6 protein-coding genes are annotated in these 11,493 nt (G+C 66.7%); 4 read left to right on the top strand and 2 right to left on the bottom strand.

Annotated elements, in window-relative coordinates:
- Window positions 1–163: 163 nt before the first annotated feature.
- A complete protein-coding gene (locus tag CYFUS_RS45670; RefSeq protein ID WP_095990945.1) occupies window positions 164–2,440 on the top strand; it encodes a membrane dipeptidase in 2,277 nt (758 codons plus the stop codon).
- Between the two features lie 68 nt (window positions 2,441–2,508).
- Here the strand turns inward: CYFUS_RS45670 and CYFUS_RS45665 are convergent, their stop codons facing one another.
- Window positions 2,509–4,635, bottom strand: a complete 2,127-nt coding sequence (locus CYFUS_RS45665; protein ID WP_095990944.1) for a fibronectin type III domain-containing protein — start codon at window positions 4,633–4,635, stop codon at window positions 2,509–2,511.
- 533 nt (window positions 4,636–5,168) lie between these two features.
- Between CYFUS_RS45665 and CYFUS_RS45660 the strand changes: the two genes are divergently transcribed.
- Window positions 5,169–6,635, top strand: coding sequence for an RICIN domain-containing protein (locus CYFUS_RS45660; protein ID WP_095990943.1), 1,467 nt, complete (start codon window positions 5,169–5,171; stop codon window positions 6,633–6,635).
- 242 nt (window positions 6,636–6,877) lie between these two features.
- Here CYFUS_RS45660 and CYFUS_RS45655 read toward each other — a convergent pair whose 3' ends face one another.
- Window positions 6,878–7,954: an alkene reductase gene (locus CYFUS_RS45655; RefSeq protein ID WP_095990942.1), complete on the bottom strand. Its 1,077-nt coding sequence runs from the start codon at window positions 7,952–7,954 to the stop codon at window positions 6,878–6,880.
- A gap of 81 nt (window positions 7,955–8,035) precedes the next feature.
- On the opposite strand from CYFUS_RS45655, the gene CYFUS_RS51435 reads away from it, so the two are divergent.
- Together CYFUS_RS51435 and CYFUS_RS45650 are read left to right on the top strand one after the other, a co-directional pair.
- A complete protein-coding gene (locus tag CYFUS_RS51435; protein WP_157759036.1) occupies window positions 8,036–8,191 on the top strand; it encodes a hypothetical protein in 156 nt (51 codons plus the stop codon).
- Window positions 8,192–8,277: 86 nt separating this feature from the next.
- Window positions 8,278–11,466 (top strand): TonB-dependent receptor, encoded by a 3,189-nt coding sequence (locus CYFUS_RS45650; protein WP_095990941.1) that lies wholly within the window; start codon window positions 8,278–8,280, stop codon window positions 11,464–11,466.
- The last annotated feature ends 27 nt before the right edge of the window (window positions 11,467–11,493 follow it).

Raw genomic sequence — 11,493 nt, 5'->3', positions numbered from 1 at the left:
CGCTTCTCCGGAGGGCTGTCACTTTCGCTCCTCCGCCTCGCCCAGGCGTTGGATGAGACACCGAGAAGCAAGTCGTCCTCGGCGAAGGAAGAGTCCGCGAACGCCTTGTTCGCAGGTACTCTGGGGACAGAGCCTACCCAGGCACCTCTGGAGTCACCACGCCATGATGAAGATGCTTCGCCTTGCCCTGATGGGGTGGGTGCTGTGTTCCACCTCACAAGCACTCGCCGCTCCTTATTGGGGAACCTTCCAGTCGGACGCCTGTACGGGTCTCGGCCAGCGTCAGAAGTCCTCCGTCCTCTGGGGCATTCCCTCGGGGACCTCGTGGGAGTCCGCCTGCGCGAACACGGGCGCCACCATTGATGGGCGCTGGTACGCACGGCCGAACCGCTGCGTGAGGACCAGCACCAACATGTGGGGCGAGTTCGACGTGCCCGACAGCTCGTGCAATCCCAACTGGAGCACCTTCAAACAGGATCGCTGCACCGACTCGGGCCGGCGCCAGTACTCGGCGCAGCTGATGAACATTCCTCCCAACACTTCCTGGGAGAACGCGTGCCAGGCCTCCGGCGCCACCGTGGCCGGCTACACCTTCCTGCGCCCTACGCGCTGCGTGAACAAGGGCACCTCCGGCATGTGGGGCGAGTTCGAGGTGAACGACACCACCTGCAACCCGGTGACGGAGTGCAACTCCTCCCTCCCGGCTGGTACCTTCTCCAAGCCCGGCAACACCGGCTCGGTGAGCTGTGAAGCCTTCTGCGCCAACCGTGACGCCAACTGGGGCCAGCGCGGCACGTGTGTGAAGGGGCTGGTCACCAGTGGCCCTCATGCGGGCACCTGCCTGGCCTGCACCGACGTCGCCTCCGAGCAGGGCGACACCGGCGTCACCTGCACCTGCAAGGCGCCCGCGAAGGGCTTCGCGGATCTCCATGCGCACCCGTTCGCCAACCTCGCTTTCGGCGGCCAGGCCTTCTTCGGCAAGGCCTATGGTCCCCTCAGCACCGCCCTGCCGTGGTGCGACAGTGTCCACGGGCCGGGGGGCACTCGGGACTCCTTCGGCAGCATCATGGCGACCCTCGGCTACGGCACGGGTGGGGCGGGCCATCTGGTGGGCGGCTATCCACAGTACGACGGCTGGCCCCGCTGGAACAGCTACACGCACCAGTCCATGTATGAGGATTGGCTCTATCGCTCCGTGCAGGGCGGCCTGCGGCTGATGGTGATGCTGGCCGTCAACAACCAGGACATCTTCGGCTTCCCCATCTATGCCACCAAGGCGCCGGGCCGCACGGGAGAGGACATGGAGGCGGTGGAGCTCCAGATCGCCGAGGCCTACGCCATGCAGGGCTACCTCGACAACAAGGCGGGCGGCGCGGGGCGCGGCTGGTTCCGCATCGTGAAGTCTCCCGCGGAGGCCCGTACCGTCATCGCTCAGGGCAAGCTGGCGGTGGTGCTGGGCGCCGAGGTGGACTACCTCTTCGACTGTCGCCGCAACGGCTCGTGCACGAGCGCGTATGTGGAGGAGCGGCTGGACCATTACCAGGCCATGGGCCTGCGCCACCTCTTCCCCGTCCACTTCAAGCAGAACGCGTTCGCGGGCTCGGCGCTCACCAGTATCGCGACCGAGGGAGACTCTCGCGACTGCAAGCAGGAGGGCTACGTCTACAAGCGAGACATCGCCAAGGATCCCATCTGTGGCGCGCAGGGGCTCACGGCCCTGGGCCGCACGCTGGTGCAGGGGATGATGCGCCGGAAGATGCTGATCGACATCGACCACATGTCGAAGCTGGCCTTCGATGACACGCTGGGGATGGTGGAGCCCTACGGCTACCCGGTGGTGAGCGGCCACACCACGCTGTTCGAGACGGCCCGCGGCAACAAGCGCCACGAGGGCAGCCTCAAGTCGGAGCAGCTCCAGCGCATCCGCCAGGTGGGCGGCATGGTGTCGCTCATCCTGGACCAGGGCAATCGCGACGAGATTCCCACCTGGCGCGGCGCGGGTCAGCCGGTGGTGGAGCACCAGTGCGGCAGCACCTCGCAGAGCTGGGCCCAGGCGTACCTCTATGTGACGAAGGAGCTGAGCGGGGTGTCAATCGGCTTCGGCTCGGACTTCAACGGCTTCGCTGGCATGCCGAGCCCCCGCTTTGGCGCTGAGGCGTGCCACGGCGGCAGCTCCGCCGCGCAGGTGGCGCGCACGAGCTACCCGCTGAGCATCGCCGTGGAGAACAGCGTCACGAAGCTGGAGCGCAGCGTGGTGGGCAACAAGGTGTTCGACATCAACGAGGATGGCGTGGCCCACGCGGGCATGATGCCGGACTTCATCGCGGATCTCCGCCGCCAGGGCCTGCGCAGCCAGGATCTGGAGCCGCTGATGAATTCCGCCGAGGGCTACATCCAGGTCTGGGAGCGCGCCGAGGCCATTGGCGCCACCGTGCCGTAAGCCCGCTCGCCGCCTGGGCGCATGAAAGACGGGTCCCCGGTAGCGGAGACCCGTCTTTCAAGGGAGGCCTACTGCAACTGGTAGAGGAACGAGCGCACCGCGCCCTGGGGGTTCAAGGCCGCGTCCGGGTAGGCATCCACGGTGGTTCCACCCAGCGAGGGATTGTCTCCCAGGAAGAACAGGTTGATGACGGAGGGATTGTTCACCCAGGCCCGCGGGACGAAGAGCTCGGCGTTCAGGCCGCCCCAGCTGAAGCCCGCCGTTCCCACCAGGGTCCACTGCCAATCCAAACCCGTGCCCGTGTAGCGGTAGAGGCTCGTGCCCAGGAGGACGAACTCGGCGCCCACGGGGAACTGGTCCCCTCCCCCCCGGAAGCCCGTGGAGCGGGTGTTGTCGGTGTCCAGGTACACCGAGAAGGCGGCGTTGAGCTGGGTGATGGAGACGTGGTTCTGGAGGGCGAGGTAGAGGTTGTTGGCGTCGTGGGCGAGCCAGGCCCGGGCCCAGTCCGCCACGTCACCGGACGCCGTGGCGTCCTGGGGGTCCACCGCGAACGACGTCAACGCGGCCCAGTCGGAGAGATCGCCATTCACGTTGATGCTGGCATTGGGGTTGGACACGTAGGTGGGCACCGTGATGGACAGGGTCACCGTGTTGGTGTCCTCGTGCGGCACGCTGGCGCTGTCCTCCGCGCGGACCCGGAAGTAGTGCGTCCCGGGCGTCAGGCCAGTGAGGGTGTACTGGTTGGCGAACTTCGTCGTCGGATCCGTGGACCAGCCCTCCCCGACCTCGAAGTTCACCTGGGCATACTTGACCGGATTGCTGAAGGTGGACGAGGTGGAGCGGTAGATGTTGTAGCGGACCGGGAGGCTCTGATCGCGCGCCACGTCCCAGTGGACGACGACCTCTCCGGGCCGTGACGTGAGGGACAGGCTCTGGACGCCCACGCGGTCCGGCACGTCCGGAAAGGCAGGATTGATGACCTCGGCATAGGCGGCGGTGCTGTCCCAGACGGGCGCGGCGGTATCGGCCGCGGGCGGATGGGTGGCGACATAGGTGCCCAGGGTGTCCAACTGGCCGGTGGGCGCGATGTACTCCACCCAGCCGTTCTTGATGGCGGTCTCCTGGCGCGCCTGCGCGGACAGGGCCGCGCCACGGCCCATGTCGTAGTCGAGGCTGAAGACGGTGAAGCCGTCGGGACGGTTGGCCTCGGCCATGAGCTTCTGCGCGTAGTTGTCCCGGTTGACGGGCAGGTAGGGACTCAGGCCGGTGTGGGAGGCATCACTGTCGAGGGCATAGCTCTCGAACAGGGCGGCATGGATGTAGGGCCGCAGGGAGTATTGGTACGGCCGGATGCCATGGGTGGGGTTGGTGATGAGCGGATTGAAGAAGAACGTCCCCCGGTTGGCGAAGACGATCTTCCCCGGGTAGCTGTCGTGGATGAACTTCACCGTCTTCTGCATTTCCGGAGCGACCCAGGCGTAATACCCCCAGGCATTCACATACGGTCCGGCCGTGTCGAGGGTGTCCAGGAAGAACCCATCGAAGCCGAAGTCGTGGGTGCGATTGGTGTCCGTCGCGCTCGTCCGCGCACCCGCCAGTTGCTTGAGGCCCGCTACGCTGCGATTGGCCAGGGACGTGGAGGGAACGCCTCCGATGCGCTGCTCGTTGAGCACCCAGCGCCAGTCATCATTGGGCCAGATGAAGAACCCTCCGAAGTTCGTGTTCACGTCCGGCAGCCCATCCGAGACGTACTGGCCCTGGCTGGAGTTCCAGAGCTGGTCCACGTAGAAGGACGCGACGCCGCCATTGGCCGGCACGATCTTGCTCGCGTCGTACCCCGTGCTTCCTCCGGTGTAGCGCACCGGCCCCTGTCCGTTGCCCACGATGGGAATGGGGTTGCCCGCGGCATCGAGCGGCGCCGGGTCCTCGCCCACGCTGATGTAGGCGATGACCTTCACGCCCGCGCCCTGCAACTCGGCCACGACGCTGGGCGTGAGCTGCGCCGAGTTGGTGGGATGCAGGACGACGAGGTTCGCCTGCTTCAGGGTCGCGAGGACCGTGGGGCCGTAGTCCTGACCGTAGTAGACCAGGAATCGGCTCGAGGACGTGATGCCCGGCACGCGGCTCGCGGCGGAGACCGCCGCGGGCGCACCCGCCAGGGCGAGGGACAGCAGGAGACCCAGACTTCGTTTCATCGGATGAACTCCATCAGGTTGTTCGAGCAGGAGCGCCGGAGCACCCTACCCGAAAACCCATGGGCCATTCGTTCTCACTCCGTGAGACTCGTCTCCGCGAAGACGTGCCGGTCGTAGACGGCGGTGAAGCGCGGAGCCGCGACGTACATCTCGCCCGGTTGGATGCGTATGACACCACCGTCGAAGGCTCCATCAGCCGCTATCCGCTAACGCCTTGATTCCCCTCGGGTTCGTCATCCCGTCCCGTCGGTCTGCGTCCTCGCGGCTCCGGAGATCGTCGTGGGAGCGGTGATCGTCGCGGGCGTCTCCGTGAGAAGCCATGGAGTGTCGCGACATGGCGATCCTCCGCATGGGATGGGAATGGCGCAGTGAGGTGACGCCTCACTTCCAAGGCGTGGCCTCGTCGACGCGGTGAGTCAAGCCGGAATCGTAGGGAAAACCGTAAAAGTCGTTAAAGCAGTTGTGATGTCTCGTATCAGCCTGTATATAGCGAGTCCGTCGATTCCCTGTCTCCATTCCCGAGAGAGCAAGACATGGCCTATTCCGCGAAGAAGACCGCGTGGCTGGTGGGCGCGGTGATGCTGTGCACTTCAACCGTGGCGTGTGACCAGGCAGGCCAGGTCGTCGAGCCGCAAGCCATCGACAGCATGGCGCAGGCGGCCATCGTCTCGAGCATCGCCGAGGGCGACTATGTCATCCGCTCGGCGATGACCAACAAGTGTATCGACGTGGACTCGTCGAGCACGGCGGACGGCGCCAAGGTGCAGGAGTGGGATTGCAATGGCACCGCCGCGCAGACCTTCCACCTGTCCCCGACGTCGGACGGCTACTGGAAGATCATCAACGTCAACAGCGGCAAGGCGCTCGACATCGCGGAGGTGAGCACCGCGCAGAACGCCGTCCTCCACCAGTGGTCCTACGTGGGCGGCAACAACCAGCAGTTCCGGTTCATCGCCCGCGGCAACAACCAGTTCAGCTTCCACCCGCGCCACACGGACATGGCGATTGATCTGTACTGGGGCTCGGCGGACAACGGGACCATCCTCGTGCAGTACCCGTACACGGGGGGCGCCAACCAGCACTGGACCTTCGACAAGGTCGGCGGGAGCACGGGCGGTGGCGGTGGCCCGGCCGGCACCGTCCCCGTGGTGGTGACCAACAAGTGTCCCTTCGCCCTCAACGTGGTGCTCTCGGGCGTGGGTGACGTGGCGCTCGAGCGCGACGGCGCGGGCAACAAGATCTACCGCAACCTCGGCACCGGCGGCAGCTACACCTACTACCCGCCGGGCAACTACCCCAGCGGCCGCGTGAGCGCCTACCGCACGCTGCCCTCGCCCTCCTCGCCGCGCGAGCTGGAGAAGGCCGAGTTCACGCTCGGACCCGACGGCAACGGCGTGCAGAACATCTACTACAACCTCACGTACGTGGACCACGTGGGCCTGCCCATGCAGATCTCCACCGTGGGCAACAACGGCTGCAACATGGCCCAGTGCAACAAGAGCTACAGCGCGCTGAGCACGGCCATCGCCAACGCGTGTCCGGACGGGCTGCGCTACACCATGGGGGGCGGCACCATCTGCCTCGCGCCGCGCTCCTTCTGCATCGACGGGGAGTACTCGAGCGACCCGCGCCGCGCCTCGGTGTGCAACCGCCTGGACAGCGAGATCGCCCGGTGCGCGAGCAAGTACCCCGGCCAGTGCAACCCGGGCTCGGAGAAGACGCCCCAGGTGTACGCCTGCTCGGGCAACTTCTTCTCCCAGAGCGCCAAGTGGTGCTCGGCCATCACGCGCGGCATGGTGGACAACCCCGACAGCACGAACGTGGCCCAGTACTACAACACCGGCAAGCCCTACAACCAGTACGCCAAGTGGGTGCATGACCAGTGCGGCGCGGTGTACTCGTTCGCCTACGACGACTACCCCATGGCGGCCAACCAGGCCGGCTTCTACACCTGCAACGGTGGCCGGCAGCTCAACGTGACGTTCTGCCCCGCGGGCTGATCCGCTCGTCCCGTGCCGCCTTCCGCGAGCACGCGTTCAAAAGCCCGGTCCCTCCATGGGGGCCGGGCTTTCATCATGGCGGAACGCGAACTCCGCTCGTGACATCAGGGCGCCTGGATCTTGGCCGCGTTGCATTCGTCCCAGCTTCCCGTCTTTGGAGACATTCTGGAGACGCTTCGTCCAGCCAGCTGAACAGCCCTTTCATCACCCGAAAACCCATGGGCCATTCGTTTCGGCCGTGGTCAGGAGGCGCGGGGATAGTCCACGTAGCCTTCCGTCCCCTGGGAGTACCAGGTCGCCATGTTGTCCTGGGCGAGCGGCAGCTTCCTGGCCAGACGGTGCGGGAGGTCCGGGTTGGAGATGAACGGACGGCCAAACGAGATGGCGTCGGCGACGCCCGCGTCCAGTTCCCCTTGGGCCCGCGTCAGGTCGTAATCCGAGTTCAAAATCAAGACGCCCTTGAAGCCACGACGGATCGCCGGCGCGAGGGGCGGCCGCTCCCCCTTGCCAAAGGTGCCATCGAGTGGCGGCTCGCGCAGTTCCAGGTAGGCGATGCCCAGGGACGACAGCGCCTGGGCGGCGGCGACGAACAGGGGCTCGGGATTGCTGTCGTTGACGCCCTGGCTGTCACCATTCGGAGACAGGCGCACGCCCGTGCGGTCCGCGCCCACCGTGTCGACGAGCACCCGAGTCACCTCGCTCAGCAGGCGGATGCGGTTCTCGATGGGGCCGCCATAGGCATCGTCGCGGAGGTTGGAGTTGTCGCGCAGGAATTGGTCGATGAGGTAGCCATTGGCGGCGTGCAACTGCACCCCGTCGAAGCCCGCCTTCATCGCGTTGCTCGCGGCGCGCCGGTAGTCCTCGAGCAGGCCCGGAATCTCGTCCAGGCGCAGGGGCCGTGCCTGCACATAGGGCTGCTTGCCCTCGTAGGTGTGCGCGCGGCCGGGCGCCGTGGTCGCGGAGGCCGAGACCGGCTGTGCTCCCCCGAGGTAGCTCGAATGGACGATCCGGCCCATGTGCCAGAGCTGCGCCACGATCCGGCCCCCGGCGGCGTGGACCGCATCGGTGACCTTGCGCCAGCCAGCGACCTGCTCGTCGGACCACAGCCCCGTGGCGTAGGGCCAGCCCAGGCCCTGCTGGGAGATTCCAATGGCCTCGGAGATGATCAACCCCGCGCTGGCGCGCTGTGCGTAGTAGTCCGCCATGATGGGCGTGGGCACGTGCTCGCGCGTGCCCCGGGCCCGCGTCAGGGGCGCCATCAGGATGCGGTTGGGCGCCTCGATGGCGCCAAGTCGGATCGGATCGAAGAGAGTCGGCATGGCTTGTTCCTTATTGGGAGCCAGGATGCGCGACCCACCGAAATGTCGCCGGGGCCGTGGGGCTCACCGCGAGAACGCCTTATGATAGCGAGAAGTTGGTGCGGCGGGGCCCACCGCGCCCGCCTGCACGTGGTGCGTAAGGGCGGACACGTCATCGAGGATCCCAAACCCTTGCGCGAGGACCTGCCCAGACTCTTCGAGCGCGATGAACAGCCTCGCGCCATGAGCAAAGGTTGAGAGGCGACAGAGAGCCAGAATCCACCGTGACAACGGGTGCGCCTCGGCTATTTTCGCACCCCTTTGGGGTCGCGGGGGTTTCCAGCATGAAGGCAAGGTGGAGTCTCCGAGCCACGGGAGCGATCGTGGCCGCGGGGTTGTCCTATGGGACGGTGGCGAGCGCGGACAGCGTGATTCTCGGAACGGTGCTCGACGCCGAGACCCGGAATCCAGTTCCGGACGTGGTCGTCACGGCCGCCTCACCCGGGCTCCAAGGGGAACAGGCGGTGGTGACGGATGCCCAGGGGCAGTACCGCCTTCCCCAACTGCCGCCGGGCGTGTACGTCCTGCGCTTCGACAAGGAGGCCTTCAGCCCCTACTCCCGCTCGGACATCCAACTGCGGCTGGACCGCACCCTGCGCGTCAACGTGGAACTGCTGCCCGAGAACGCCTCGCAGACCCTCACGCTCGACCTCGAGGGCGTGGCGCCGACCCTCGACGTGGGCTCGACGGCGACGGGCCTCAACGTCGGCCAGGACTTCATCCAGCGCATCGCGGTGAACCGTCCGGGCGGCAAAGCGGGCGCCGCCCGTTCCTTCGAGAGCCTCGCGGAACTGGCGCCGGGCGCCCAGAACGACGCGTATGGCGTGTCCATCAACGGCACCACCTCGCCGGAGAATGGGTACGTGGTGGACGGCCTGTCCAACAACGATCCCGCCTTCGGCGTCAACGCGAGCCCCCTGAGCGTGGAGTTCGTGCAGGACATCAACATCATCACCGGCGGCTACATGCCGGAGTACGGCCGCTCCACGGGCGGGGTGCTCAACGCGGTGACGAAGTCCGGCTCCAACGAGTTCCACGGTTCCGTCTTTGGCACCGTCACCCCGGGAGCCCTCGAGGCCACCCGGACCCAGGTGGCCAGCGCCTCCTCGGTGATCGCGGGCCGCAACGCCCTGGACGTGCTGGGCGACGTGGGCGCCACCCTCGGCGGTCCCCTCCTCAAGGACAAGCTGTGGTTCTTCGCCGGGGTGTCTCCCAATTACAGCCACTACACGCACACGCGTTCGATCAACGCCTACCAGACGGAACTCGACGCCTCGGGCCGGGTCGTGGTGAAGACAGATGACCGCGGCATCAACCTGTTCACGGAGATTCCAGGCTCGGTGCGGCGGATCGGCGCCCAGGCGCGAAGCCTGCAGTACCTCGGCAAGCTGACGTATTTGTTCAACCCGGACCATCACCTCGCCCTGTCCGTCTCGGGCACGCCGACCACGTCGGGGGGAGGGGACACCCTCGCCATCAACCCGTTGACGGGCCTCGTGCCCTCCCTCCTCTCCGGCAACCCCGCCGCCGAGAGCTTCTATACCGAGGCGGCATCGAGCACGACGTCCACCGCGCTCAAATACTCGGGCTCCTCCGCCGACAAGAGACTCCTCGTCGACGCCACCCTCGGCTGGTTCCACCAGACGTCGTCCCTGCTGCCCTCGGACGGCTCGCGGGTGGGCTCCACCACGGGCCTGGCGGGCCTGGCGGCGGTCAACTACATGGCCCCGCGGCCCATCTACGCCTACGAGCCCGACCTCACCGAGGCCCGGGCGGCGTGCACCCAGAACGGGGAGACGACGGGGCTCGTGGCCTGCCCGGTGTCCTCGTACCTCGCGGGGGGGCCCGGCTACATCAACACGGCCCGGCTGGACCGCGTCCAGGCCAACGCCAAGGCCACCTACCTGCTCAAGGCCCTGGGCACTCATGTGTTCAAGCTGGGCGCGGACGTGGAGTTGCTGCGTTATGAGAATCTCAAGGCCTACTCGGGGTCCGTGTACCTGCTCGAGGCCACCAATGGAGCCAACTGGGTGGACGTCCGCCGCTATGGCTATCTGTCTGGCCCGGACATGGCCACCAGCCTGCCCTTCCTGCATACGGTGACCGGCAGCAACACGTCGGGTGGCTTCCTGCAGGACAGCTGGACGATCGGCCAGCGCGTGACGCTCAACGTCGGCGTGCGCTACGACACCCAGTGGCTCTACGCCGGTGACGGCAGCCTGGCCTTCATGCTGCCCCACGAGCTTTCCCCGCGCCTGGGGGTGGTGGTGGATCCGCTGGCCAACGGCCGCATGAAGCTGTACGCCAACTTCGCGCGCTACTACGAGCAGGTGCCCATCAACGTGCTGGACCGCGCCTTCCCGCTCGAGCCACGCTATGTGGCCAAGCATGCCGCGGGCGTGGGCAGGTGCGATCCGGCCACCCTCCCGACGCGGGAAGGTCAGGCCACCTGCCTGGCGGACTCCAACCTGGAGCTGTTCAACGGCGACGCGGGCCCCGCGCTCTACGACCCGAGCTTCCTGCACTCCGGCGGCAAGGCCGACCTCGTGCCCGTGGAGCCCACCCTCCAACCCCAGTCCTCGGACGAGCTGCTGCTGGGCGCCGAGTACGAATTGCTGACCCACCTCCGCGTCGGTGCGTCCTACATGCACCGCTCCATGAACATGATCATCGAGGACATGAGCCGGGATGGGGGCAACTCGCGCTTCCTGGGCAACCCGGGCGTGGGCTTCGCCCAGGAGTTCCCCAAGGGGATGCGCGACTACGACGCAGTGACGGTGTTCCTCATCCACACCTTCAGCGAGGGCTGGCTGGCGCAGGCGAGCTACACCTGGTCACGGTTGTATGGCAATTACTCGGGTCTGTTCCGCCCGGAGAACAATCAACTGGATCCGAACTTCAACTCGGACTTCGATCTGGTGACGCTGATGGAGAACCGCGAGGGGCTCCTGCCCTTCGACCGGCCCCACGCCATCAAGCTGTTCGGCGCCAGGGAGTTCGACCTCTCCCGGGAGCTGAGCGCGAGCCTGGGGCTGTCGTACCGCGGCAACTCCGGCGTTCCCATCAGCTACCTCGGCGCGCACCCGATCTACGGCCCCAACGAGGCGTTCATCCTGGCCCGTGGCTCCGCGGGCCGCACGCCGTGGGTGCACACCGTCGATGCGAATGTCGGAATGAATTACCGCCTGAACAAGACGCACGTGCTGTCGCTCAGCGTGGACGTGTTCAACCTCTTCAACTTCCAGCAGGTCACGAGCGTGGACGAGGCCTATACCTTCCAGGGCGTGCTCCCCATCACGGGGGGCAAGACGGCCGGAGGGGCCCTGACGGCGGACCAGGTCACCGTCCTCGACCCCGCCACGGGCCTGCCCGCCGGCAAGCTGTCCGCGGACGACGTGAACAAGAACTTCAAACAACCCACCGCCTACCAGAGCCCGCGGCAGATCCGTCTGGGCCTCAGGTACACCTTCTAGCCCTCCCGTGGATTGGAGCGACGCGCG

This window comes from Cystobacter fuscus (genome assembly GCF_002305875.1).
GTDB lineage: Bacteria > Myxococcota > Myxococcia > Myxococcales > Myxococcaceae > Cystobacter > Cystobacter fuscus_A.
Note: the sequence above shows the minus strand (reverse complement) of the source record. Positions and strands in the feature narration are given on the sequence as shown.

What these genes read in the sequence shown, in the direction of transcription:
- CYFUS_RS45670 (WP_095990945.1), top strand. Translation starts at nt 164, where the DNA reads ATGATGAAGATGCTTCGCCTTGCCCTGATGGGGTGGGTGCTGTGTTCC.
- CYFUS_RS45665 (WP_095990944.1), bottom strand. Translation starts at nt 4,635, where the DNA reads ATGAAACGAAGTCTGGGTCTCCTGCTGTCCCTCGCCCTGGCGGGTGCG.
- CYFUS_RS45660 (WP_095990943.1), top strand. Translation starts at nt 5,169, where the DNA reads ATGGCCTATTCCGCGAAGAAGACCGCGTGGCTGGTGGGCGCGGTGATG.
- CYFUS_RS45655 (WP_095990942.1), bottom strand. Translation starts at nt 7,954, where the DNA reads ATGCCGACTCTCTTCGATCCGATCCGACTTGGCGCCATCGAGGCGCCC.
- CYFUS_RS51435 (WP_157759036.1), top strand. Translation starts at nt 8,036, where the DNA reads ATGATAGCGAGAAGTTGGTGCGGCGGGGCCCACCGCGCCCGCCTGCAC.
- CYFUS_RS45650 (WP_095990941.1), top strand. Translation starts at nt 8,278, where the DNA reads ATGAAGGCAAGGTGGAGTCTCCGAGCCACGGGAGCGATCGTGGCCGCG.